This is a genomic window from Mycobacterium sp. 134 (genome assembly GCF_048282715.1).
GTDB classification, from domain to species: Bacteria; Actinomycetota; Actinomycetes; order Mycobacteriales; family Mycobacteriaceae; genus Mycobacterium; species Mycobacterium septicum.
Genome location: NZ_JBLVUN010000005.1, coordinates 20,724 through 45,304, shown reverse-complemented (window position 1 = coordinate 45,304; position 24,581 = coordinate 20,724). Strand labels below are relative to the sequence as shown.

19 protein-coding genes and 2 pseudogenes are annotated in these 24,581 nt (G+C 61.9%); 8 read left to right on the top strand and 13 right to left on the bottom strand.

The window, feature by feature from the left end; genetic code table 11:
- Positions 1-261 precede the first annotated feature (261 nt).
- Complete coding sequence (locus ACNQVK_RS02760) at positions 262-924, top strand: peptidoglycan recognition family protein (RefSeq protein WP_418028484.1); 663 nt, start codon at positions 262-264, stop codon at positions 922-924.
- Between the two features lie 68 nt (positions 925-992).
- Here ACNQVK_RS02760 and ACNQVK_RS02755 read toward each other — a convergent pair whose 3' ends face one another.
- From ACNQVK_RS02755 to ACNQVK_RS02745, 3 genes are all read right to left on the bottom strand, one after another.
- The gene (locus tag ACNQVK_RS02755; RefSeq protein ID WP_418028483.1) at positions 993-1,463 is read right to left on the bottom strand and encodes an LppA family lipoprotein; all 471 of its coding nucleotides are present in this window, start codon (positions 1,461-1,463) and stop codon (positions 993-995) included.
- Between the two features lie 95 nt (positions 1,464-1,558).
- On the bottom strand, positions 1,559-3,331 hold the full coding sequence (locus tag ACNQVK_RS02750) for an alpha/beta hydrolase (protein ID WP_418028482.1): 1,773 nt from the start codon (positions 3,329-3,331) through the stop codon (positions 1,559-1,561).
- Positions 3,331-3,651 carry a WXG100 family type VII secretion target gene (locus ACNQVK_RS02745; RefSeq protein ID WP_418028481.1) on the bottom strand — a complete coding sequence of 107 codons (321 nt, stop codon included), beginning with the start codon at positions 3,649-3,651 and terminating at the stop codon, positions 3,331-3,333. Before ACNQVK_RS02745 ends, ACNQVK_RS02750 begins: the two co-directional genes overlap by 1 nt.
- 293 nt (positions 3,652-3,944) lie before the next feature.
- Here ACNQVK_RS02745 and ACNQVK_RS02740 point away from each other — a divergent pair, with 293 nt between their 5' ends.
- Positions 3,945-5,546, top strand: a complete 1,602-nt coding sequence (locus ACNQVK_RS02740; RefSeq protein ID WP_418028480.1) for a protein kinase domain-containing protein — start codon at positions 3,945-3,947, stop codon at positions 5,544-5,546.
- A gap of 82 nt (positions 5,547-5,628) precedes the next feature.
- Entirely contained in the window at positions 5,629-6,411 is a 783-nt protein-coding gene (locus ACNQVK_RS02735) for a hypothetical protein (RefSeq protein ID WP_418028479.1), read from the top strand.
- Positions 6,412-6,593: 182 nt separating this feature from the next.
- Here ACNQVK_RS02735 and ACNQVK_RS02730 read toward each other — a convergent pair whose 3' ends face one another.
- From ACNQVK_RS02730 to ACNQVK_RS02720, 3 genes and pseudogenes are all read right to left on the bottom strand, one after another.
- Positions 6,594-7,130, bottom strand: a complete 537-nt coding sequence (locus tag ACNQVK_RS02730; RefSeq protein ID WP_418028586.1) for a hypothetical protein — start codon at positions 7,128-7,130, stop codon at positions 6,594-6,596.
- 216 nt (positions 7,131-7,346) lie between these two features.
- A pseudogene (locus ACNQVK_RS02725) lies at positions 7,347-7,424 on the bottom strand (DUF2510 domain-containing protein); the annotation flags it as partial.
- A 1,123-nt stretch (positions 7,425-8,547) separates the two neighbouring features.
- Positions 8,548-9,282, bottom strand: coding sequence for a hypothetical protein (locus ACNQVK_RS02720; RefSeq protein ID WP_418028478.1), 735 nt, complete (start codon positions 9,280-9,282; stop codon positions 8,548-8,550).
- Positions 9,283-9,342: 60 nt separating this feature from the next.
- Between ACNQVK_RS02720 and ACNQVK_RS02715 the strand changes: the two genes are divergently transcribed.
- Positions 9,343-9,603 carry a helix-turn-helix domain-containing protein gene (locus tag ACNQVK_RS02715; RefSeq protein ID WP_418028477.1) on the top strand — a complete coding sequence of 87 codons (261 nt, stop codon included), beginning with the start codon at positions 9,343-9,345 and terminating at the stop codon, positions 9,601-9,603.
- Positions 9,604-9,619: 16 nt separating this feature from the next.
- Here the strand turns inward: ACNQVK_RS02715 and ACNQVK_RS02710 are convergent, their stop codons facing one another.
- The 7 genes and pseudogenes from ACNQVK_RS02710 to ACNQVK_RS02680 form a co-directional block, all read right to left on the bottom strand.
- Positions 9,620-11,269, bottom strand: coding sequence for a hypothetical protein (locus ACNQVK_RS02710; RefSeq protein WP_418028585.1), 1,650 nt, complete (start codon positions 11,267-11,269; stop codon positions 9,620-9,622).
- Positions 11,270-11,488: 219 nt separating this feature from the next.
- A pseudogene (locus ACNQVK_RS02705) lies at positions 11,489-11,914 on the bottom strand (TniQ family protein); the annotation flags it as partial.
- The gene (locus tag ACNQVK_RS02700) at positions 11,911-13,023 is read right to left on the bottom strand and encodes a TniB family NTP-binding protein (RefSeq protein ID WP_418028476.1); all 1,113 of its coding nucleotides are present in this window, start codon (positions 13,021-13,023) and stop codon (positions 11,911-11,913) included. The pseudogene ACNQVK_RS02705 and the gene ACNQVK_RS02700, both read right to left, overlap by 4 nt.
- Positions 13,020-14,087, bottom strand: coding sequence for a Mu transposase C-terminal domain-containing protein (locus tag ACNQVK_RS02695; RefSeq protein ID WP_418028475.1), 1,068 nt, complete (start codon positions 14,085-14,087; stop codon positions 13,020-13,022). The genes ACNQVK_RS02700 and ACNQVK_RS02695 overlap by 4 nt, the downstream gene beginning before the upstream one ends.
- Before the next feature lie 216 nt (positions 14,088-14,303).
- On the bottom strand, positions 14,304-15,548 hold the full coding sequence (locus ACNQVK_RS02690) for an IS256 family transposase (protein ID WP_418028578.1): 1,245 nt from the start codon (positions 15,546-15,548) through the stop codon (positions 14,304-14,306).
- Positions 15,454-16,617, bottom strand: coding sequence for a hypothetical protein (locus ACNQVK_RS02685; protein ID WP_418028474.1), 1,164 nt, complete (start codon positions 16,615-16,617; stop codon positions 15,454-15,456). The genes ACNQVK_RS02690 and ACNQVK_RS02685 overlap by 95 nt, the downstream gene beginning before the upstream one ends.
- Positions 16,614-17,318, bottom strand: coding sequence for a TnsA-like heteromeric transposase endonuclease subunit (locus ACNQVK_RS02680; protein WP_418028577.1), 705 nt, complete (start codon positions 17,316-17,318; stop codon positions 16,614-16,616). Before ACNQVK_RS02680 ends, ACNQVK_RS02685 begins: the two co-directional genes overlap by 4 nt.
- A gap of 1,068 nt (positions 17,319-18,386) precedes the next feature.
- Between ACNQVK_RS02680 and ACNQVK_RS02675 the strand changes: the two genes are divergently transcribed.
- From ACNQVK_RS02675 to ACNQVK_RS02660, 4 genes are all read left to right on the top strand, one after another.
- On the top strand, positions 18,387-19,526 hold the full coding sequence (locus ACNQVK_RS02675) for a DUF2235 domain-containing protein (protein ID WP_418028473.1): 1,140 nt from the start codon (positions 18,387-18,389) through the stop codon (positions 19,524-19,526).
- A gap of 512 nt (positions 19,527-20,038) precedes the next feature.
- On the top strand, positions 20,039-22,462 hold the full coding sequence (locus ACNQVK_RS02670; RefSeq protein ID WP_418028472.1) for a sensor histidine kinase: 2,424 nt from the start codon (positions 20,039-20,041) through the stop codon (positions 22,460-22,462).
- A complete protein-coding gene (locus ACNQVK_RS02665) occupies positions 22,449-23,210 on the top strand; it encodes a hypothetical protein (protein WP_144980794.1) in 762 nt (253 codons plus the stop codon). The genes ACNQVK_RS02670 and ACNQVK_RS02665 overlap by 14 nt, the downstream gene beginning before the upstream one ends.
- Positions 23,211-23,268: 58 nt before the next feature.
- Positions 23,269-24,243, top strand: a complete 975-nt coding sequence (locus ACNQVK_RS02660) for a ComEC/Rec2 family competence protein (RefSeq protein WP_186446939.1) — start codon at positions 23,269-23,271, stop codon at positions 24,241-24,243.
- The last annotated feature ends 338 nt before the right edge of the window (positions 24,244-24,581 follow it).

Here is a 24,581-nt window from a genome sequence, read left to right as displayed (position 1 = left end):
CCCATCATCGGGCGTGAGTCCCTCCGTACCGGATGCCGGTCAGTTTTGCCAACGAGCCCCTGGCGTCCTGAGTTGCTGCGTATCGTGACGACGATGGAGATGCAGCCCTGTCGCGGGTCCGGGCCGCGGCTTGACGCTCTGAGTCGGCGGCGGCTGCTCCAGCTGAGTGGCAGCCTCGGATTGGCCGCAACACTCGGCGCTTGCGCTGGCAGTACCGAATCGACTTCGACGCCCACCGCGCAACCCACTAGCACCGCACCGGTGTTGCCGCCAGAACCGATTGCGGTCAGTCCGCTGCCGCTGGAACCTGGCCCACCCACCACGATGGCCGGCGGCCAGCCGATGGTGGAGATCTGCCGTCAAGCCTGGGGCGCGGCACCGGCCAGGACCGGTGGACGCCCGCACACCATTACCCGAATGACGCTGCACCACACCGCCGTTGTCCTCGGTGACAACCGCAATGCCCCCAGCCGATTACGTCAGCATCAGCAGTACCACCAGAACGACCGGGGATGGATCGACATCGCCTACCACGTCGGCGTCGACCGCAACGGCAACATTTACGAATTGCGCAGCCCGGAACTCGCTGGCGATACCGCAACCAACTATGACCCAGCGGGACACTTTCTGGTCCTCTGCGAGGGTGACTTCGACCAGGAGACCGTCTCCGATGCTCAACTCAACGGTGCTGCAACGGCGTTCGCCTGGGCTGCCCAACAGTTCCACCTGGCCAGCGGCACCCTCGGCGGGCATCGTGACTTCGCTGACACCGCCTGCCCCGGCACTAACCTCTACTCCCACCTCACCTCAGGGGATCTGCATACACGTATCGATGCCCTGCTCGCCGCAGGACCTGTCGACCTGCAGCGCCTCTGCGGAGAAGAGGCCGCTACCAAGGTCTCTGCTATCGAGGCAGGCCAGTGACAGAGCGGGATGGGGCGCCAGCGCCAATTTGGTAAGCGTCACGCGCGCTGCAGACGATATTGAGGCCGCTACTTATATTTGCTTGGCAGTCGGCACCCGGTGCTGCCGGTGATCAGCGCTGCAGCTTGGGATCCAAAGCGCAGCGTTGTCCCGGTGTCGCTGGTGAATTGTAGGTCGTGATCGTTGGGATGGTCCTTGAATACCGTGAGCTCGGTTGCACCCAACGAAGAGGCAGCTTGTTGCGCCAGATCGAGAGCCTGCTTCCAGTTCTGTTCGGGAATTGGAGTGTCGGATACGTAGTTTCGTAGCAGTATCAGTTGGCCGTCGGACTGCTCGTACGGTGGATTGCAGCCGCCTTTACTGTCTGTGCGTCGCCATTCCCATGTCACAGACGGAGCGATGGCGGTGATCTGCTGGCCGAGATTTACGATCGCAGACTCCACTTGCGTTTGTGTGTCTTCAAGCGACGGCAGAGTTTTCAGCGCGTCTGCTGCTTGGCTGGCTTGGCTGGCGTCGGTGGGCTTGTATGGATTGTTCACGTGGCATCCTGTCCCTAATAGCGCAATCGAGGCGAGGCACGTAATCGCGCTGAGTTGGTGGCGGACGGTGCGGTTCAAGGTCATAGGCGCTGTGCTCACTTGTCCGGGATCGGGGCTGTGCCTGCCACGACGGCAGCGATGTTGTAGCCGCTGATGCGAGGCTGATTGTTATCGCCCAGTTGAGGGTACTGGCTATGCGCGTGCGGACCGCTGACTCCTTCTAGCGTGCGACCATCGGGCACCGTGGTGGGGACCGTCGCAAGTTGGGTGAAGTTGGGATTGGTGGCTGGGTTCGGGCCGAAGTCGCCGAATTCGTCGTTGAGATACGAACCGATAATCGGGATTCCTTGAATCACAGACCTGGCGTCGTACACCCCCTGAATGGGATCGTCAGGGGCTTCCATCGCGTAAACGTGGCCTGGTTGCATCTGTAGGTCTTGCGGTGTGGACGCTTCGATACCGGGCGAACCGTAGAACAGGACGTTGTCGACACCGTGGTTACCTGGCTCCTGCAGAGCCAGACCAGTGGTAAGCGAACCGTAGGAGTGTCCGATCGCTGTGAGGTCCAATGGGCCCTGGTGTGCGGCGTTGATGCCGTCATAGAACCCGGCCAGGTCGTGCGCGCCGGCACGGGCCATGTCGTCATGCATGACGTCCCACACTCCATCCGCCGACGTACCAAACTGATCCCAGCCGGGAACCTGGGGGATGTCATAACCGATCCATGCAATGGCTGCAACGGTCTCGTCGCCACGCTTGGCCAGATCGAGTTGGTCAAGCGCTTCCTTGCGAACATTCATGGCCTCATTGGCCATACCCTCAATGGAACCGTGCACGGTGGTGTTCAGACCCGGAGCCGTCACCGAGACGTGATCGGCGGTGTCAGGGTCTCCCACAGCGATTGCGGCATGAACCTGCTCGCCGGATTTGGTATCCAGCAGCATGAGCTTGCGTTCGGGGTTGTCGCGGACGGCCCTGTCGATGGCCTGCAAGTCCGGCAGGTACCTAGCGCCGTTCTGGGCGTCGCTGAGTTCCTTCTGCCACGCCTCGTACTTGGGCCGGTCAGCGAAGATCGCGCCGGGCTCGTTTGGGGGCGGGATGTTCTTACCGTCGGCCCAGTCGGGGTGCTGCGCCTTGAGTGCCTCGACGCGGTCCTGGGCAGCCTGTGCCCGGGGCAGTTCACGGTCCAACGTCTGGCGGTTGTAGTAGTCCTGGTCGACGCCAGGCATGCCGTTGTGGTTGGCGATCGTGGGGTCCCGCTGGTAAAGCGCCTCACGTTCTTCAGGCGTCAGCCCCTCCCAGAAGTCACGGAACTGGTTTGGGTCATCCGGGATGGGCTTTGAGAGGGCGTCGCGCACATTGGGCGGATCGGTACCCGCGGAATGCGCACCCGCATCCGTGATCGCCTTCGCCAAACCATCGTCGGCTTCATCTGCCGCGACGAGCAGGTCCTTTATCCGTACTTCAAGGTCTGCCTGTTGCAACGCATACAGAGGATCGCCGACTTTCGATTGGTCGGTGGCAGTCACTTCCCCCGTCACGGGGTCAATACTGAATCCTTCGTTGCGGGCGTCCTCGTAGATGCGGTGCAGTGTCGACTTGACGCCTTCGATCTCGTCAGCGCTGGACCTGGTCGCCGACGACACTCTGGCCATTTCCTCGCCATGGGAGGCGAGGTACGCACTCAATTTGTCCAACGAGGCACGGGCCGCGTCTCCACCACCGCCCTGCCAACTTTCGATGAGCGGGAGTTTCGTCAGGCCGGAACGGACGTCGTTGGCGCTAGCACCACGTTTGCCGAGCGCAGTAGCCACTTCTCGAAGTGTCGAGGCGTCCCAACGCTCGATGTCAGCAAGGGTCAGGCCCATCAGAGCTGTTTTTCGATAGCTTCTGAGCTCTTTTGGATGGCTTCTGAGCTTTCGGTATCCACGGTTGTGTAGCCATCGGCTGCCGCACGAAAAGCTGTGCCGTGGGCAGCGACGTCGGCCTGCATCTCCTGCGAGGCGGCCTGCCACTCGGCAAACTTCGCACGTAATGCCGCAGCGGATGCCCCCACCCACCCTGACTGTGCGGCCTCGATATCAGCATCTGCGGCCGCGTGAGCAGCCGACAAGTCAGCATGGTGCATGTCCATGTGATCCGACGACATGTGCAGGTCGACCGGATCGACTCCCAGATGATCTCCCACCGTCTGCCCCCTCCCGCATAACGATCGCGCACCCAACAGCAATCCGGTGAATGCGCCTTTTCACGATACAACCCCTGCAACAGCTACCGAGCCACCAATTTCTAGTCTCCGAATAAAACCAACCGCTTAGCCAACTCCAAGCATGTCTGTGGGAGCGCAGATTTGCCCAGGGGCAGTGACGTCGCCGGCTCATTTCCGCTGGCCTCGAATCGAACGAGCGCCTCGCGCCTGCCTGCGAAAGGCAATGGCTCTACACGGCATTCGGATGTCGTGGCCGTGGCGCGAGCCCGTATATGGCGGGCGGTCGAACATCAACCACATGCCCCCGCGCTTGGCCCGCAAAGTCGTACAATCCCGCGGAGCGATCGGTAGAACTTTCGGGGGAAATGATGAGTGCGCTGGATAAACGGGTCGGCACACAATTCGGCGTCTACGAGATCATCAGCCTGCTGGGCAAAGGCGGGATGGGATCGGTCTACCAGGCTCGCGACACCAAAAAGAAGCGCCTCGTCGCGCTGAAGATCCTCGCCGACGAATACTCCCAGGACCCCGAGTACCGCACCCGCTTCACACGCGAAGCCCACGCTGCGGCCGAATTGCAAGAACCCCACATCATCCCGATCCACGACTGGGGCGAAATCGACGGCTCGCTCTACATCGATATGCGTCTGGTCCGCGGCGCCACCCTCCGCGAACTGATCGCTGCCGGGCCGCTGGGTCCCCAGCGCGCGGTGCACATCGTCGGCCAGGTCGCCGCCGCACTCGATGACGCCCACAAAACTGGACTGTTTCACCGAGACGTCAAGCCCGAGAACATCATCGTTACCGGGGACACCGACTTCGCCTACCTGCTCGACTTCGGCATCGCTGAACGCGTTGGAGAAGACCACATCACCAAAGCCGGCATGACCGTCGGATCCATGGCCTATATGGCACCTGAACGACTCAACGGCGAACCCACCACCGCCGCCTCCGACATCTACGCCCTGGGCTGCGTGCTGTATGAAACCCTCACCGGCGACCGCCCGTTTGGCACAGTCAGCATGCAACACCTGCTCAATGCACACCTGAGCAGCGCACCACCCCTGCCATCCCGGGCCAGCTCAGCCCTGGCCGCGTTCGATCCGGTCATTACCCGGGGTATGGCCAAGGAACCTGACGAACGCTATGGCACCGCTGGCGCCTTGGTGCGCGCCGCAGGGCGCGCCCTCTCCGTCGCCCCGGCCGCACCGGTATCTGCGGATCAGTTGGAAACCATGGCCGGTCCAGTCGTGCTGGCAGCTACCGACGTTCACACGCGCGCGGTATTACCGTCACCCCCGGCAGCCGACACCGCGGCCCAGCCGCCCGTCCCGGCCGCGACGGGTCCCAATTGGCCGATGATCGGCCTCGGCGCGGCCGGAGTCGCCGCACTGATGTTGGCGATCGGCCTAGTGATCGGGGTGACCTCGGCCAACCGATCCGGCCCGAGTACGCCGTCTGCACAACCACCACTGACCCTCCATACCCCGTCGCCTCTGCCGACGGCCACCGTGGCGGCTGATCCCACTACAAGCTGGGCCCCCAGCCCCCCGCCTATCGTCACCGGCGCCGACGCCAGCCATCACCGCTGCGACGCCGGCGTCGACCACCCCAACCACACCGGCCCCGGCAGCCGCGCCGGCCGCGGCAGCACTGCTACGAGCTGCCTGTTCACGTACAACGTGCTCACCGAATACTGGCGCATGGGCCCGCCCAACAGACACCTGCGCATCGTCAACGCCTACGGCGCCGTCCCGTGCAACCCCAGCAAATCTCAATGCCTAGGCCAACAATTCGTCATGGAATGTCGCGATCACGGCCAAGGCTGGATCACCTGCGAAGGCGGAGTGGACGCGCGTGTCTATATTTACTAAACCCCTTGCAGCACTAGCCATCACAGGATTGACAGCGGGGTGCACCTTCGCGCCAGCCACCGTCAAACCAGCTCCCGAAACCGTGCCGGCCCCAGCAGCAGCAGCGCCACCGACCTCGGCCCCATTACCGCCAGCAGCAGATCCGGCCATCGACAACCTCACCGCGAGCTTCACTGCGCTGGCCGAACAGATCCCCGGCGAAGTCGGCGTCAGCATCACCGACGGCCAACGCACCTCGTCGTTCGGCACTTGGGACACCGGACCCGCCTGGTCCACCATCAAGGTGCCGTTGGCGATCGCCGCGGTTCGCCACGACCCGACCACGAGCGCACCGTTGATCGAACGCGCCATCACCGCATCCGACAATGCCGCCGCTGACCAACTCTGGGCCTCCCTCGGGGATCCCACGGCAGCAGTCGCCGCCGTGCATCAGATCCTCGTCGACGGCGCCAACCCCGACATCCAAGTACAAGCCGAACAGATCCGACCCCCGTATAGCCCCTACGGACAGACCATCTGGCCCCAAACCGACGCCGCACGATTCGCCTGGACCCTGCCCTGTATCCCCGACGCCGGACCCGTCCTCACTCAGATGCGCAACATAACCCCAGACCAACAATGGGGACTAGCCGCCCTCGACAACACCGCTAGCAAAGGCGGCTGGGGCCCCGGCCCCGACGGCAACTACCTCGCCCGCCAGATCGGCCTCTACCACACTGAAACCGGCACCCTCGGCGTCGCGATCGCCACCGCACCCGACGACGGCACCTTCACCACCGCCACCAGCATCCTCAACAACCTCGCCAACTGGATCACGCAGAACACTGCCGAGCTGCCGGGCGCCGGCTCCTGTACAAACAGCTGATCCACATCCCCGAGTCGACAGCCTGCAACGTCGAGCCGGCCGCTGGAGTGCACGGCGGGGCGTGTTGAAAATCCGTATATCGATGACCGGCTGTGATGCGCGCTTTGGCGATGGAACGCAGGGGTGCAATTCCGGAACGGTGGCCACAGGTTTGATGTCACGTTGGCTGTCGGTTCGGCTGCTTACCCAGCGCCCGGAGACGAGTCTCTGCGCCGTTCTAAGACAAACGCTGTGACACCAAGTCCCATAAGCGCGAATGCTGCGACTGTCGCCGCCACCAGCCCGAACCCTGCCGAGTAATGGGCAGTACTCCAGCCCGCTGGATCGTTGAACATGCCTCGCACATCTGCCATTCTCCACAGGCCGTTGATCACGCTTGCTGCAGCCGCAACAACGATCGCGATCAGGGCCCGCAACCGATGTCGGTTCTGCAGAAACAGCCACGACGATCCCGCCATCAGCAAACCCATCACCAGCGCGGCGACTCCTGGCGCATTAGGTCCCTCAGCCTCCAGCGCAGACGCCTCTTGACGTTCCACAAAGCCGCGTTCGCTCGAATCCTTGATGCCCGGAACCTCTACCGATACCGCACCGAAGCCTGACAAGGTAGCCGACACCTTGAGCGACCCGTACCCGCCGTCAGAGGCTGCGTAGCTCAACCGCCCCCACTCGGCAAACGACGTCAGCGCCAGGCCTAGGGCAACAGCGAAAATCGCCACTCCGACAACCCACCGATCACTTCCCTGCTCAATGGGTCCAGGCCGCGACGGCCATTGTCCTGGAGGTCCGTAGCCGGTGGTCCGGCGTCGGTCGTGTGGTTCCACTGTATGTCGATGGCCTGTGTCCGGAGGTGATGATTCACCCGTACGTGGCGCAGGCCGCAGTATCCCGTGGGAGCCCCTGGGACTAAAGGTCTGAGACATTCGTTGATCATTGGTCCACCGCCCGCCGTCCCAGTAACGCTCGCTCGGCGAGCCGTCTGGGTTGGGATACCAGCCAGCCGGCGTCTTCATCGGCAACTGGCTCCACACCTTAACCAGCGGTTGACGACCGCAGTACCACAGCGGGGAATCATCCACGCATTCTGGCAGGAGCGCCGCCCAGTTGGTGTTGGGTTGGCAGGGCAATCTAAGTCACGAAGCCAGCGGGGTGCCTGTGAATTGCGCGACAGAGCCGCAGCCCTTGACGATTCCGCCCGACCGCGACCTGACCCGTCAAGCCTCTACAAGCGGGCCGGATCTGCTGCATGTTCAGGTGACCGTAGCGATCACGCGGCCCGACCGGCCGATCTGGCACACGATGGATGCGCATGGGATCGGGCCAGCAGTGCGAGCCGGCCCGGCGCACGCCGGCGGCGGTGGGTGCGTTCGCTCCAGGAAGCCGCCGCACGGCCAACAGTTTGGCATGGTGCTCGTTGCCAAAGGCATCGCACTAATGCCCTACTAGTAGTACATTGGAGGCGCGGGTCCGGAAGTGGCTTCGCCGGAAGAGTCGACGTCGGGTGCCAAGTTGACCGCGCACGAAACGGGTAAACCGCTATTAGTCGCCCCACTGTGCCCTTCCGGGCTCGCCCGAGCGGTTCATCTCGCCGCTCGGTCCCGCGGACAGTTCCGCAGTTGGTTGTGCTGAAGCCCTGCTGCCGCCTCGGCGGATGGTTGATTAGATTCTGCTGAAATGCATAGCGCGACTGTGGGAACCTGCCGACTAGACGACACGGTCAAGGCCAGCACACTGAGGGGGCGCGATGACTCGCAGCGGGGACATGCCAATGACCGACGGTGATATGTCCAGCAGGCACATGGAGCTGCTGCAGCGAGTTGTAGCGCAATTGCCAAAGCGCGCTCAACGGGCTGTCCGAACGGCCGTCGCAGACGCGATGTTGGAAGGCTGGACACCAAATGAGGAACAACTGCTGCGCTTGGCCGACCTAGCATCAGGCAGACTGGCCTACAGCGAGTACGCAGAGCTTTGCGTTAGCGCTCGAACGTCAGTTGATTCGCAATAACGTCGTGCGTGGTTGAAGACAACTTTGGGCCGATTGCACCGATCCCCAAGCAAATTCACCGTGGCATAGCTGACAGCCCTGGCCGAAAGGGCGTTCACAAAGCACCTCGAAGTGGCCGCGCCGCAACCGCATCAGCGAGTTGATGACCGTGCGAGGTTAGATGATTGCCCAGTCTTGGCCGGAAGTCGAGCAAGATCTTCGAGGTGCTCCTGCCGACGTTTTCGGCGTTGAGTCCAAAGGTCGGCAATCACCTCCCCGACGCGCTGCTGGATGTCAAGCAACTCCTGGTGCGACGTGGACTGGCGCGCATCGACAGCCTGAGCATGAGCCCGGTACTTTTCGCGTTCGACCGCGGTGGCGTGCGAGTAGCAATGAGCGGCGAATGTACCGGCTCCTATGTAGATCACGGCGCTGGAGCATCGTGAACCGGTCGCTCGGATCGCAGCCTGACAAACAGGACGGCTCGCAACAAAATCTTGAGAACGATCGATAGCTGGCAGTTGCCATACCTGGCGCTCGAAACTGTCACTAAGCCCGCGGAGCGGATTTACTCGCGGGGCGCCGCCGCGCACTGCTGCACTGTGGCGAGCGAAGATCGCCTTCGGGCGTGACAAAGCCGTGCCCCAACTCTCATCCAGTTTCGCACCTTGATGTACGACACTGGACGCCTCGAAGGCTTGCTTGGCTTCTTCACGAGCACACACCAGGGCGTGCTGGAGTTCACCGAAGCTCAGGTCTGCCTGCTTGGAGAGGATACCTAGTACCAGAAGACATTGCGATACGTTGAGCCGCAGTTCATCAAGCAAATCCAGAGCGTAGGCCGTGACGTGCTCTTCACCGCCAAAGTTGGATTCCAGCACACCCATTCCCGCAATGTACTACTAGTAGGGCAGACTTACTGCGTCGACTCGCCCTGACTAGACGACGTGCCGACGCGTCCAGAGCAAACAGACCCACACCGCTCTGCCCACTGGGCGACCGTCAGGCTCCTCGTCGGAGGCCGCATCCGAGACCTACGGGTGCAACGCGGAATGACCCAGGAGGGCCTTGCCCTCGCCTCCGGGGTCACCCGCAACGTTCTCATCGACGTCGAACATGGCCGGCGCGGTCTGCTCTACGAACGCCTCTTCGATTTAGCAGAAGCGCTGGGGGTACCGGTCAGTGAGCTTCTCAGCGCCCCGGACTGACTGAGCTCACAACTCGTTAGGTTGATGGACCTACGCGACCCCTGGCACCGCCGCGAGGTCTCAATGGGATCCCGTGCGTTTGGGCCCATCGCGCCATTGTTGAGGTACTCACCCCCTGTTCGCGTGCCAGATCGGGAAGCGGTCGACCGTGAGTGACGTACTCGGTGTACAACCATTCACGCTCGATGGTCTTTTTGGGTGAGCGTCCAGGTTTGCGGAGATCGAGGTCGTACTCGTCTGCGAGGCGGACCATGGTCTGTCTGCTTACACCCAACTCATTCGCCATGTCGCGCAAGCTCTTTCCTTGCGTTTGGTACCGGTCGATGAATTGCGACCGTGGGTAAGCGTGCTTCGCGCGGTAGTAGGCTCCGTGCTCCCCGTTCGGTTCCACTGGTGCGGGAAAACGGGTCAAGAGATAACGTGCGACTTCGAGTTCGACGCCAATCTGTGTCGCGGCATCACCAAGAGTCAGCCCCTTCCTGACGTGGTGATGCAGACTGTCGATGTCGGCGTCGTCGGGGTTGTCACCCGGCAACTGTAGGCCCCGAAAGCACTCGGTCGATGGCTCATAGTGGATGGGCTCGCCCCGCACCCCTTGACTAGCCAGGAATTCCACAGCGTGTTCATCGAGTTCGTCAGCTAGTTCTGGGGTCAGGTGATAGGGGAAGTTTGCAATCTTGGTACGCAAAGCTGCGCTGATGGCTTGGCTTTCAACTGTTGACCCGGATACGCGCTGATACAAGTAGTGACGGGCGACCGTCGCGCGGGCGGGGCCTTGGGACGCGGTGTCAGTGTCTCGGCAGATGCGCCGCCATGACTTGTCAGGCAACAAGGACCCATAGTCCAGCTCGCGCCGTCGGTGGTAGTCAATCGGAACCTCAACGTCGCTCAGGTGGTCGGCAACAGCGTTGATGGCGCAGTTGATGTCATGCCAATCTGCATGCCTTTCCAGTAGCTGAAGGATTCGGGAAACACCATGGCCATCGATCGAGCTGCGAATGGTCCGAACGCAGAAGTCGAGAGTCGCGCGGGTGCCCACGAGCAGCACTACCACAGCTAGCGCCGAGCGGAGTTGACGGTGATGACAGCCCGGAATCGACAACGGCAACGACCATGCCTGCCACAAGGAGGCCGGCATCCGTCTGGCTAACCGCCTGATATCGGCCGATTTCCGCGTTGGAACAGCCGGCGAAGATGTGGCGGTGCGGTACCGCAGCTGGTCGCTTGGCTTCAGGGTAGGGCCAAGTGCGGCGAGTTGTACGGCCTTCGTCACGCCTCCGCTCCACAGCAGATTTGTGGTGCAGGGCTGTGCTTTCCGTTTCCGCATCGCAGTAATCAGCCATCGCATCGCGTGTCCGGCTGATTGCACGTCATCACGTTGAAGGCAATGCAACGCGGCGACTACCCCGACGGCCGTCAAGCTTGCCGGTCTAGGCGACCGAATAGTGAGCTGCTTTGTTGTGCTTCGAGTTTGGGCCGTCGGTAGCTGTGGATGATCTCGCTCATAGAACTGCAGCAGATCGGCTGGAATGATGGTTTCAAGCTCGGCCGGGGTCGCGTAAGCGAGAACTCTGACAGCAATTGCTCGGATGGCCTGTAGCACCTCGGAGCCGTCCGCGCAGCTGCTGCCGAAAATGCCGGTCTCGACTCGATTGCCAGTCAGCACACCATCGATCCACCTCTGCGCAGCCAGGGCGGGATGGTGTTCTTTGTGGAGAATGTCGAATGGCGCACTGGTCAGATCGGCTGCACATCGCGCGTGCCGCGTTGGACTTTGCGTTGCGGGGGCATCGCATCGGCCTGGGGCAGGGATCAGGTGCGCTGGTAGGTGCCGTGCCCTAGACCGGGTTTGACAGGCGGGACAACTGTCGATGAGAAGACAGCCGTGCTTGAGACAGGCGAATGTCCAGCTCAAACGCCAGGCCAACTGCCACCGACCGCCGGACTCTGAGAGGCACAGTGGGCAGTATCTTGTCCCGGCACGCGGGCCCCAGGGGAATGTGTTGTCCAAGTCGATTCGGGTGTCAGTGATTGCGAGTGCACGGCAGTCGTAGTGCGACAGGGTCATTCTGGCGATGGTGGTTGGCGAGACACCCGTGGCTTCGTGGAGTGCTGCACGCTGCCAATCGGCGAGCTCCACCATCCACGGTGGGAGCCAGCGGTTGCTGGCAGATTCGGCAAGACCGACGGCGGTGAGCAGATCGGCCCAACTGGTCTGGGTGCGGTGAGCGAGTGCCTCCAGCCACGAGTCCAGCGCCTCCCCTTCAACGGGAAGAACGTTGAAGGGGAGGCGGCGCGGGAGAGCGCTCACGCGACGTCGGCCTGGGTGGTGACTTTCCCACTCTTCATCGCGGATTCCAGTTCTTTACGGGCCTTTTCGGCAGCAGCGTCGTTCTTGACTTGGTCAAGGAGATCCCTGCTGAGGCGTTCAGTTCCAGTGCGAACCGCCCGTTGACATCCGCGATTGATCAGTGTCATCAACGAACCGATATGTCCGGTTGAGCGAGCATAAAGGTAATCGGAGAGCTCATCGGCGAGCATCCCAGGATGCTTGTCCGCCAGGACAACTCGCTGCTCAAGGGAAAGCAGTAGTTGGCGCCACTGCCGTCGGCCTGTCTTCGTCTTCGAACTGAAGGGCTCCATGCTGAGTCTTGTCGTGCGGCGGCCAGTTTGTGCGATCACCGCGTCGTGATAGGAGGCCCCTTCTGAGAAAAGCCCCCGGGCGGCCAGGCCGACACCGATGTAGATGATTGTCACCGGAAACTCGTTTGCGATGTACTTGAAGTGATTGCTGATCTCGACGCTCTGGCTGTTGCCCCAACGCAGGAAGTGCAGATCATCGATCATGAGCAGTCGGGTCTCGCATGTCAGTACACAGTCGAGCACTCGGTGGGCGAGCTGAGCCGCCGTTCCTCGTGTGATGCCGGGGTGGCCGAAGAAGGCAAGCATCGCTCGGTTGAAATCCAACATGCCGGTGTTGCCGGCCAACCCCACTCGACATACCGGAATCCTTTGGTGGCCTTCCGGGGTGGTTCGCCCTAGCTCGACGATCTCGCGGTGGTGGTAGTCCCGACAGAAGGACAAGCCGGCTGTTGTCTTACCCAAACCGGGAAAGCCGTCGATGGCGACCGCACTCTTCGGTTTGTCACCGGTGTGGTGGTTGCTGTCCACGATGTCCCACAGGTCTTCATGGAGGTTCGCCAGCTGCGGGGTCTTGATGGGACCGAGGTTGGCATGCCATCGACGCCGCTGTGAGTTGTAGTCCGACGCGGCATCGGTGCCGAGTTTCTTGATTTCTGTGCGCGTCAGCGGTTCCGGCGCGGTGGGCGCGGGACTCTCGGCATATGCGAACCACCCTTCTTTGCGCGACAAGGTGAGATTGTCCAGCGTGGGCTGGTGTGGTTGGTTACGAGTTGTCATGCGTCCTCCCAAGCGCTTGCGTAAAAATCTTCGGGACCGTCGGCGTCGTCGTCATCGCCGCATTCACTGGTAGGGGCCGACCGATCGGCCTCATCGTCTTCATCGCTGGCTTCGGCTGAAAGTGCGCGCTGCACAGAAGGCAGCGTTGAGATGGTTTGACTGTCAGTAGTTCCGGTTGCACAGAGCAGCTCGTCTTGACGCGACAGTCGAAGAGCCATCCGGCGCTCGGCGGAGGATGTGCCTAGGCCGAGGTTCCACCGTTCGAGCAGAAGTTCCATCGCCAACTCGTCGTTGGGGTATGTGTATTTCTGTCTGGCCAGTTTTCGGGCGTAGCCGAGGGCGTCCTCACTGAAAGGTGCATCGAGTGCACCTGCGTGTTCCCACATCAGCGTGTGCCAATTGCGGTCAGCAGGGTCACGGAAGTAGACGCGGGAGACATCGTCGGGGTGGTGGTGCACCGGCCACAGCCCACCGCGATAGGGACTTTTCTCGTTTCGGTATGGGTCGAGGCCGGCGCCGTTGTATCTGCGGCCACCGATTTCGACGCCGTAGTGCTGAATGGTGCGCTTCTCGACGCCTAGGAACTCGTAGGCGAGATTACCGTGGCGAGGAGCCTCGATGTAACCAGCACGGGCAAGCCCATGCTCGAACATGGTGACCGGCGACAGGTCAAGTCCCGGTAGTGCAGGATCTACCAATCCCGCATGAGGCCGCCGGTGATACACCACTGCAATCCACTCACGGATGATTTCCTCAAGTTCGTTGAGGTAGAAGTGCGCGTCTGCTTCGGGATTAGCGCCGCGGGAATGGATGTCGGGACCTTTGTATCCCGGCAGGTACTGCAGAAGGTCTTCCCGAAGTGTCCGAAAGAAGCGCTCGACTGGACCCTTGTCTCGACCCGTCCGCAGCCGCGCCGGCTGAATCGATATCCCCATGCGTTGGCAGACGCTGGTTGTATGGTCCGCGCCGTAGACCTTGCCGTGGTCCACAATCAGTGTTTCAGGGACAATCGTCGGCCCGGCAACCCGAGCAGTCTCACGGTCGATGGCGTTGGTATCGACCAATACTGATCGCGGGATTCCGTGCTCTGGCCACGTAGCCTCTTTTGGCCATGTCGCCGGGGCAGACAGCGGTCGATAGGCCTGGAACAGCACGGCAGCGACGTCTGAAGATTTAGTGGACACTGGCGTCAGGCGCAATCCAGTGATGCACCGTGTGTACCAGTCCATCGACACGGTGAGCTCGGCGAGAAATAGTCAAATCCTGTGGATCGAGGGTCGTCAGGCGACCTCGGACACTGGGGTGTCGGGCGATGGTTCCGGGGTGATGTCGACCGGACGTTCGAGGAGCTTGCCCTGGTGGAACACTGCGCCGGCCCGCACCAACGCCACCAGGTGTGGTGCGTTGACCGCCCGCCACCGCGACTGCGCTGCTTCGATCAGCTTGTAGGCCATCGCCATGCCCGCCGCCCGTGATCCCGGGCCCTTGGTCACCCTGGTCCGAAGCCGAACCGTCGCGAAGGTCGATTCGATCGGGTTCGTGGTGCGTAGATGCACCCAGTGCTCGGCGGGATACCGGAAGTACTCGAGCAGCACGTCGGCGTCATCGACGATTTTCTTCACCGCTTTCGGGTACTTCGCGCTGTAGTCACGTTCGAACGCTGCGATCGCCAACTGCGCCTTGTCGATGTCCTCGGCCCCGATGATCTCCTTCATCGCCGCCAACGCACCCGGATGCGCCGATTTCGGGAGTGCAGCAAGAACGTTGGCTTGTTTGTGGAACCAGCAGCGTTGTTCGCGGGTGGCGGGGAACACCTCCCGCAGTGCCCGCCAGAATCCCAAAGCTCCGTCCCCGACCGCGAGCGCCGGCGCGCGCATCCCGCGGCGGCGGCAATCCCGCAGCAGGTCCGCCCAGGACTCGGTGGACTCTCGGTAGCCGTCGGCCAGGGCGACGAGTTCCTTGCGGCCGTCCGCCCGCACCCCGAGCATCACCAACAGGCAGAGCTTTTCCTGCTCGAGCCGGACTTTCAGGTGGATGCCGTCGACCCACAGGTACACGTAGTCGACCTGCGAGAGGTCCCTGGTGCCGAAGGCCTTCGCCTCGTCCTGCCACTGGGCCGTGAGCCGGGTGATCGAGGATGCGGACAGTCCGGCGCCGGTGCCGAGGAACTGTTCGAGCGCCGGCCCGAAGTCACTGGTTGACAGGCCGTGCAGGTACAGCAGCGGCAGCACCTCCGATACCTGCTCGGACTTGCGAGCCCAGGCGGGCAGGATCGCCGAGGAGAACCGCTTGCGCTCGCCGGTATCGGGGTCGATCCGCTTGTCGTTCACGCGGGGCGCCTTCACCGCCACCGCACCCGCCGAGGTCACGACCTCACGTTCGGCGTGGTATCCGTTGCGGACCACCAGTCGGTGGCCGTGTTCGTCGACCTCACCGGCATACCGGGCTACATAGTCGGCGACCTCGGCCTGCAACGCCGCGGCCAGCATCTGCCGGGCACCGTCGCGGACGATCTGGTCGAGCAACGACCGGCCCGCACCGGCCGCATTGCGGGTCTCGTTGGAGTCGTCGTTGTTGTCTACTACCGTGAGCACGGGCGTGCCTTCCCGCCAGCGCGCCAACGCTGGTCTTGATCAGAATTCGGATTCCTTGCAGATCATCTTCCGGGAAGGCACGCCCGCCCGGGATCCACAGGTTCTGATCATTGCTCAGCTCGACCTGACTCCACCTCAACGTGACAGGGTCCATGGCGAAGACGTCGAGCCTGGTGGTGTCCATGAGCATGTATTCGCCCGGCCGGGTAGGCCGAAGCTTTCCGTATACACCCGGGTTTCGCTCTGCGATATCGCGATTGCGCTTGGTGCTCAGCCGAAAGGTCGGGTGCTTCGACTCAAGCTCGGCTAACACTCGAAATGCCGTGGCCCGGCTTGGAATCGGTACGACGTCCGCCCCAAAACGGGCGCTGACACGTGCGTTCGTACGCCTGATCACCGCCGTTCGCGACGGCCGTGATTGATCCGTGTGCTCCACCATGACCTCGATAGCGATCTCTCGCCATCGCTCATCGACGCTCGGCAACGTCTTAACCCGCACCCCCTTGCCGCGGACCAAACCGGCCTCGCCATGCTCGCGGAAAGCAGCCACCATCCGCTGGACAGTGCGTACGTCAACACCAAGTTCAGCGGCCTTCGCTTCATAGCGCGCAGTTAGTGGAAGCGACGGGTCATACTCCGGTTTAGCTGCGCCGATATCGTCCGAACTGGCCGCCGCGGCTGGACAGCCGGTAAGAACTTCCCGAATGTGGTCGGCACGCTCACGGAGCTTCCTGCGCTCCGCTTGATTCAGCATGGCCAGAACGGTTGCCGCGACGTCCTCGGGCCCATCGCTAGTGCCCACCTCATGTAGTTCGTCATGAGCATGTTCACTGTGATACATCAGGATTTCACGCAACGCGATGGCGCGAATCTGCGTAGTGCCAACGGGTTTGACCGTTACTACGTTGCCAAAGGAGGTGGTGCGGATTTCGATAATCTCAAGCAACTCACCCTGGAACGTGAGTCGTACGCCCGGTCCGATACGTAGGCGATGGTTCATTTGCTTACTCCTTCTCGGAGAATGGCAGTGGATTGAAGAGGGACGTGCAGATCGGTTTCCACTACGCCGCGCCACAACAGATGGAGGACGCTGGCACGAACTAATGGCTCCGACCACGCGGTAGTTGCGCTGATCACCTGTCTGATGGAGAGCCCGTGTAACTGGGCCCCTTCGAGGTGTTCAACGACCTTCCGATTCATCCGCTCTTCATTGCGATACCCCGCGAGAAATCGCAGGTTCGCCAGTTCAATCGGAGGTGGCTCGCTCCATACTTCGTAGTGCCATCCCAAACTGCTGACCAGCCGTCTTGTCCACGCCAAGGCGTAGGACACTTTTGGGGCCGTCGTACGGTGCAGCGGCTTGACATCAACGACAACCGGTCCCGCAGGTGTCCCAAACAGGTAGTCCGGCACATGCTTCCGCCGCTTTCCCTCGACCTCGGCTTCCATCAGAAATGGCTGTGCCACGATGGAATTCACGTCTGGGCAGAAGTCTGCATAGAGCAGTCGTGCTAACTCCAATCTCGACTCGTAGATCACGTGGTCTCGCTGTGTAGCAGACCAGTAGGTCCCCGAGTAATGGCGCTGCCCGTACCACCACCGAAACGCGCGCCACGGTGCAAGCGGGCCTGCGATGACAGCGGGCGCGTTCTCCCAATCGGTGGTATCCGCGTCGGCGCCTTGGCTAGATCTGAAGGAGATTGTGGCCTGGTCGGGCTCTGGACCGCTAAGCACCTCAGGCACGTGCACCGCCTGTCCCGAATGACATCAAGGTGCGCGCTGCGGCGTTGACAAGGGCACGAGAATAGGCTGAAATCATGAAGTCCCTCCGTTAGGGGATTTGTAGGTACGCGGCATCTGGTGCCGCTAGCGAGGGCCGGGTGGCAGCCCGGCCCTTCGCTATATCGGTGTCCGCGTTGTCGCGGCGAGGTTCACTTCATCCCGAGGCTGCTCACCGCCTTCCTGTCAACCCGGTCACCTGTGCCTGTGGCCCAGCCGGAATCGGTTCATCTGAATCACGCCGGATTTCGGAGCTTTTCGTGGCCGACGCGTGTTTCTCGTAGCCCGACTCGATGAGTCTGGCGCCGGCTTCAGACAGCGACACGTTCCATTCCCGCGCGCAACGGTAGGCCGTCTCTGCGATGGCCGGCGGGAGGCGGAATTCGACACGGACGCGGTCCCGCGGAACCAGGTGCGGTCGTTCCGTCACCACTTCCTCCTCGACAACTGACGCCTACGCGACGGCATAATCCCGGCATTTCACCGGCGTATTACCGACAATCAAACACCCTGGGAGCCAGTTCATTCGGTGTAATCGGCGACCGGTGCGCGTGGGGCGATGAATACGCACTCGACGTGAACACCTCGACCCTTCAGCACTGCGTGCACACCATCCACAACTCCCCCGGTGGCAGCGTCCCGCCATTACGCGAATTGGGCAGGTGAGGCAGTACGCGAACAGGCCGATCCATATTTTGTGATGTGCATCACATAAAATGGGCATGTCGCCGACACGAAAGCCGCTTGATTACCTAGTGAGTTGTCGGGCAGGGCAACAGAAGCCGTCTTCACGGTCATCCAGAACACTCAGTCACGGCCTGGGCACAAGGTCACCATCTGTGCACGATCCCGGAGAAGCGAACTTGGACATCACCTGTTCATGCCGCCGGCGATTCGTTACCCGATATTGCCCGCGTCTCTCGACATTCCCCTTACTCCGCGCGCCTGGCTGCCATGATCGTCGGCAACCGAACTAACTGCAGGAGAGACATGACCTCGAGTTCGACGGACGGAGTCGTAGCGAGCGGGGCGCGAAACCTCGTCGTCTGTCTGGACGGCACGACCAATGAACCCGAGGCCGGAACCACAAATGTTGCCCGTATGTTCGACGTGGCAACAAAGGACGGGCGTCAGCAGGTGTATTACGACCCGGGCGTGGGCACCCTAGCGGCGCGCGGCGCGATCACCCCTTGGGGTCAGCTTTTTACCCGAGTCGCTGGTATGGCGATCGGATACGGCATCAAGGACGACCTAGCCGAGGCGTACACATGGCTGATGCGCAATTACCGGGAGGGTGACCGCATCTTCGTGTTCGGGTTTTCCCGCGGCGCCTATGCGGCCCGCGCATTGACGGGGATGCTTCGCACGGTTGGCCTGCTGCACGCCGACGCAGACAACATGGTGCCTTACGCCCTAAAGCTGTACGCCAGCAGCGGTCCGATGCCCGATCCCTCTAGGCCACCCACACCGCAGGAGGAAGCAGCGAGAGCGACGTTCTGGAGAAAGCGCAACGACTTCCGTGAGCGCTTCAGCAACATTGCCTTCCCAAACCCGTTTGAGGACGAACGCGACCAGGTGCACTTCCTCGGCGTGTGGGACACTGTCAAGTCGGTCGGATGGCTCAACGTCAAGGCCCGCGTCGAGATGGCGCGCTGGCCCTTCACTCGGAATCTGCGAAACGTTGCTAACGCGCGCCACGCGCTCGCGATCGATGAGAAGCGCCGGCCCTTCACCGAGTACCGATTCGACGCAGCGGCGGTCGAGGGGTCCAGCGGGCGGTTCCAAGAGCGATGGTTCGCTGGCGTGCACAGCGACATCGGCGGCGAGGGCACTCCGGACAACAGACTTCCCGACATCGCCTTCGCCTGGATGGTGCAGGAAGCAGTCGCCGCGGGCCTTCTGGTCAACGATGCGCGGTATCACGCGCTGGTCGGCGTCGTCCTCGGCGCCGCGCTGCCGCCCGATCGGGCACTCGGCGTCATCACCCCCAACAAGGGGATCTGGCGACTGGCAAGAGGTTGGCGCGTTCGTCCCATCCCGCCGAGCGACGACGTCGACCCCAGCGTCTACGAGCGCATCGCTCGGACAGGCAACGGTTACGCTCCCAGGAATTTGCCCCTTCGGGCGTAGTCGCTCGACCCAGCAGCGGCGCGATCGCGCACGGGCATTACCTGCATGCCGTCGCGGATTGATACTCCGTGAACGTCAGAGACGTACGCCGCGGCGTCCAATCGAGCGCTCGACGGCAGCCCTCGGATGGGCAGCGGCCGGACACCGAGCGACATGCACATGTGCCGTCCGTTTCATCTTGGCCAGCCGAACTTCGTGGCAGGAAGCGCCGCAAGACTTCAGCGTTCGAGTCTTCAAGGATTCGCACGTCGGCCGGCGGCGATCTGGACCGGCAGGCACAGCCCGCCTTGGGCCTGAAGCGTGCGACGGGCAGTCACTACGACGGCACCGAGCACCTAACAGGCCAAGCTCAGCGGGGCGGGCAATCGGGGACGTGTCCCGGGACGCGGCCATCAACCCACGGGTGGTGGGCACGGACGACGCGAAGTCCGGCTCGGTGGCGGATTGGGATATATGATTGGTCCATAGTCCTCAACTTCGAGAAACTCAAGAAACTCGCGCCAGATGGAGAGTTGTCAAGAGAAGGCGCCGTTCGCGTATTCCTTGACGTCCTGGTGGAGTGCGGATTCCGCCGCGCGCGGTATTACGAAGTCGACACCCAGACGCCGCTGTTGGTCGGAGAGGATGCCGGTTTCGAAGAGCTGGCGGTGCTGGTACGGAAATCCGGCGAGCAAGACGACGACAGCAAGAACCTGCGCACTGGATTCTCGATCCCGTGGACCAATACGGCGCTGGCATTGGACGGGAGAGAAGCTGAACTCGTTGTCACCGAATCAGAAGACTTCCTGGCACGCCATCCCGAATGTGGCGAGTGGGTTGACGCACTGAACCTCCACGGCCGGAGCTGGTTCGACCTACCTATCATCCGGGATGGCCAGACCGTCGGGCTCGTGGCGGCAGACTGGGACGGGCCTCCGGACGAGCTTGACGATTCTCGCCGAAACCTTTTGAAGGTGCACGGGCACTGCCTCGGCAGCGGCACCGAAGCCCCTAACGCCATCTTTCCATTGGACATTCGGGACACCGATGTTGACGCTGTCGTGGACATCGGTTGTCGCGAGATAATGACACGTATCGATGCAATGTTCGCAGCTATCTTTCGGTACGACTGGCGAACGAACACTCTCGTCAAGATCCGCGAGTACCACGTAAAGGGACGCAACGCCCATCCGGTCCCCGTGGTCGTCGACGAGCCGAATTACGCCGCAGGCGTCGAGTACCTGACGGGGCGTGCGTGGTCGGATGAGCAGTACCGCTACGTGGCGAGCCTGGACAATCTGGCCCAAAAAAAGACCGAGTGGATCGAACGGGTGTCGAAACGCCAGCGTGAGGGGTTGAGTGGCGCCGTCACAACAAAGACAGTGCTATATAAGGTCGTCGGGAAGAAGGAGCGTCGCTACCTGCTGCGCTTCATCAACCGGAGCGATGCGCCAGATCTGCCCTTCCTGCGAAGGCGCCGCGAGCTCGTCGAAAAGTTGGCTACCGATCTGGCGGCCCTTGTCGACATAACAGTATCGGACGGTCGCATCGACGCACTTCGAACGATCGCCCGCCACGCCGTCGACAGCATTCACATCCCCAAGGTGACCGCTGAGCACGTGGCGAACGCGATCCAAGCGGAGGGCGTCGATGACTTCATTTACGTCGCGTTCCGTACCGGTGTCAATGAGCCAACGTTCGTGCACTCGACCGGCGCCTTCGTCGACGTTCAAGGCAAGGCCGAGCAATTGGTGGAGTCTATTCGGCGACGCAAAGCACCACATCTCGAGAAGCATCCCGACACTGCGGGCCAGTTCGAAGTCCGTTCGGTAGCCCTTTCGGAGCTTACGATCATCGACGATCGGAGATTCGACGAGTGCCTGTGGGTCGATGCGCAGGCGGGCGACACAACGGGGATACTGCTAACTACGTGCGTGAGTACCCCGCCGATCGCCGAGCGCGCCCCGAGTGAGTTACGGCTGTTACAGACGTACTGTGATCTGCTGACGTCATCGATCGAGGCTATGACGACATACATATCGCGCGACGGTGCGCATCGGGCTCTCGGCTACATCGGCCATGAGATTGGCACTCCTTTCATCATCATGGGCGAGTCGGCGACGTTGATCGCTTTGGAAAATCTGGAAGTCGCCGACGCGATCCGCCAGATGGCGCCGCGCCTGGCGGCCGACCTGAGCCGCAAGGCACGGATGAACTACAAGTTGATCGGTCGGCAACGCGATGAGATCGACCGGGTCATGTCGGTGGCGCCGCTGCTGGCCAACATGGGCTCGGGCGAGCTGAGCATGTACCTGGAAGAGACCGACGTCGGAGCGGTGTTTAATGAGGCCCGCGAACGTTTAATGACTGAAACGCGGGGCCGCCAGCCATCCGGATCGACAGCCAAAGGCCGTAAGCCCGCGCCGTTCGTCATAAGAATTTCCGATTCGATGGCGCGACTGCCCATCGTCGTCTGTGATGACGGACTGATTCTTCAGGCTGCGACCAATGTGCTGAGGAACGCCATCAAATACTCTCTGCCTCGGCACGCGCCCGACCCGATGGTGATCACGGTTTCAGGCCGCATTATTGACGAGAAACACTGTGCCGTCACCGTCGAGAATTGGGGCTTTGGTATTCCCGAGGAGATTCAGTCCAGCATTTTTCTCCCGTTCGTGCGCGGTCAGATTGAGGACCGGTTGAAATCCCTTCCCGGGATGGGTATCGGATTGTGGTTGGTTGCTACCATCATGTCGGCGCACAAGGGCCAGGTCCTATATCGGTCGGCACCTACGTTGGACGACCCGAAGCGTACGGAATTGCTCGAGGGCTTCCTCACCACTTTCGAACTGCGCTTCCGACGCGATTTGACGGCCGGTCCGCAAACAGTTGAGATAAGGTCCTCAACAAGGTCCGCCAGTCGCGGAAAGGGAGGGCGTCACCATGTCGGTGATTGACGCACCCAGGACGCGGGAACTCGACGTGTTCATGATCGAGGACCAACCCCACACCGTGAAGGCACTGCAACAGAACCTGCAGCTCCGCGCGGTGAGCGTTGGCCTCGCCACGTCGCGCGAGTTCGCTGAGCCAACTCTGAAATCGGTCAAGGCAGCCGCCATTCTTGTGGACCTCAACATCCCCGCAGGCGAGGGCGGGCAACCCGACGCCGACGTGGGCCACCAACTGATTATCGACTTGTGCGAAGGCGCCTTCGGAGACACAAACCGGGAGACCCCAGTATTCGTCATCACGGCGCAAAAGATCGGTGTGACGAGCGACAGCGAGCTCAACAGGTACGCGAACTTCCTGGGTTATGTGAGCAAGGTGCGTTCCCATGAAAACATCATGCGGAAGCTAGCCGACCTCGGGATCGTCGAGCCGCGGGCCGACCTCGATGACTGGGCGCGGTCCATCCAGCGTGAACGCGTTCAGGTCATCGTCACCGATGTTGATACGAAGTCCGTGACGGTGTCCGTCCCAGATCTGGAGTACGACCACGTCAAGCTGAAGTTGGGAGCCTTTCCGCCCGAGCTTCAGAAGCGCATCAGGGCCTCGCGGAAACCGTTGGCGCTGTGGGCTATCGGTGACATCGCGGCTGATACGGCGGATGAACTCCAATTGCGGGAGTTCGAGTTGTCCGATGAGCAGGTCAACCCGGAGCGCGATTACACCAGGGTCGAATGGCTGTTCAGCGCGTGTGACTGAGGAGCTTGGTCTGCTGGGGCGCAGACGTTTCATTGGGGGCGGGTTGATAAAGATTAGTGTGCTCGACGTCGGGCACGGCAGTTGCGCGGTGCTGCACGGAGACGGTGCACCTAGCATCGTCGACGGGGGTGTCGGGAAGACGCTGCTGGAGTTCCTGTATGACGATCCGCCAGACGAGATCGATACCATCGTGATCTCACACGCGGATCAGGACCACATCAGCGGGCTCCGATTGGCCCTACGGTCGCGCCTGTTGCGGGATATCCCGATCGGCACCGTGTTCGTCAACCCGGCGCAGGCGAAGACGAGCCAGGTCTGGGCGCGCCTTGTCGTTCATCTCGAGAAACGGCAGCTCCGGCACGGAACAGATATTCTTCCGCTGAAGGCGGGAGACAGGTGGACGGTCGGCGACAGCGGGCGCTGCGAACTGGAGGTCCTGTCGCCGCCTTATGTGAAAACTCTGGCCAATACTAACGACAACAATATGTCCGGTGTTGTCCGGATTCACGTCGACGACGAGCCAGAGATCCTCCTGCCTGCCGATGTCGACTCGGCCGCCTTGAACGCCCTGCTTGAGCGAGGTGACGATCTCAACGCGGCGATCGCCGTGTTTCCCCACCACGGCGGAGCCGCAGGCGACGGCAACGCCCAGGACTTCGCGCGAAGGCTCATGGAAGCAGTGCAGCCTGCAGTTACTATGCTGTCGCTGGGCCGCCGAAGGTTCCAGAATCCCAATCCGTCGGTGATGCAGGGGATTGCTCTCGCAGGAGTGCCGACTCATATCGGCTGCACTCAGCTTTCGTCACGCTGCTGCTCCGAAGTGCCGGCGACGACACGAAGCGAGCTCGTCCACCCCTCAGCGGGCAGCCGGTTCAACGAATCCTGCACGGGCACTGTGACCTTCGAGTACGAGAGCCCTCACCGGTGGTCGAGCAGTCCAGATCTGTCCGGTCATGCGGCTTTCGTAGAACAGTTCCCCGGCCGACTCTGCGCCCCGACGGCGGTCACCACGCGCCCTAACGCCAACCTGTGACTCGGATGAGTGAGAGCGGGTGTGCCTCGTCCTGCCAACGTCACTGACACAACGCGGGAGCAGTCACCCGCGCCGACGCCATCGCCTCGGTAGGTCGGATCGGAAACCTTACGCTCAGTGACTAACTCGGCTACGCCTCATCAGGGGCCGAAGAACAAGCGGCCAGATAACCCCTAGCTGGCTCACCACCGTAATCTTTGGAGCTGCGCCAGCTCATCACCAAGCGACGCTGACGGAGGTGCGGGAAGATGTGCGACCAGGGTCACTGCAATCTGGCCAGTCGGCACAGCTCCGTACAACGGTGTGTTTATCGAATACCAAGAGTGCCGTTGACAACA

What these genes read in the sequence shown, in the direction of transcription:
- ACNQVK_RS02750 (WP_418028482.1), bottom strand. Translation starts at nt 3,331, where the DNA reads ATGGGCCTGACCCTTGCTGACATCGAGCGTTGGGACGCCTCGACACTT.
- ACNQVK_RS02740 (WP_418028480.1), top strand. Translation starts at nt 3,945, where the DNA reads ATGGCGGGCGGTCGAACATCAACCACATGCCCCCGCGCTTGGCCCGCA.
- ACNQVK_RS02720 (WP_418028478.1), bottom strand. Translation starts at nt 9,282, where the DNA reads ATGGGTGTGCTGGAATCCAACTTTGGCGGTGAAGAGCACGTCACGGCC.
- ACNQVK_RS02700 (WP_418028476.1), bottom strand. Translation starts at nt 13,023, where the DNA reads ATGACAACTCGTAACCAACCACACCAGCCCACGCTGGACAATCTCACC.
- ACNQVK_RS02685 (WP_418028474.1), bottom strand. Translation starts at nt 16,617, where the DNA reads ATGAACCATCGCCTACGTATCGGACCGGGCGTACGACTCACGTTCCAG.
- ACNQVK_RS02675 (WP_418028473.1), top strand. Translation starts at nt 18,387, where the DNA reads ATGACCTCGAGTTCGACGGACGGAGTCGTAGCGAGCGGGGCGCGAAAC.
- ACNQVK_RS02665 (WP_144980794.1), top strand. Translation starts at nt 22,449, where the DNA reads ATGTCGGTGATTGACGCACCCAGGACGCGGGAACTCGACGTGTTCATG.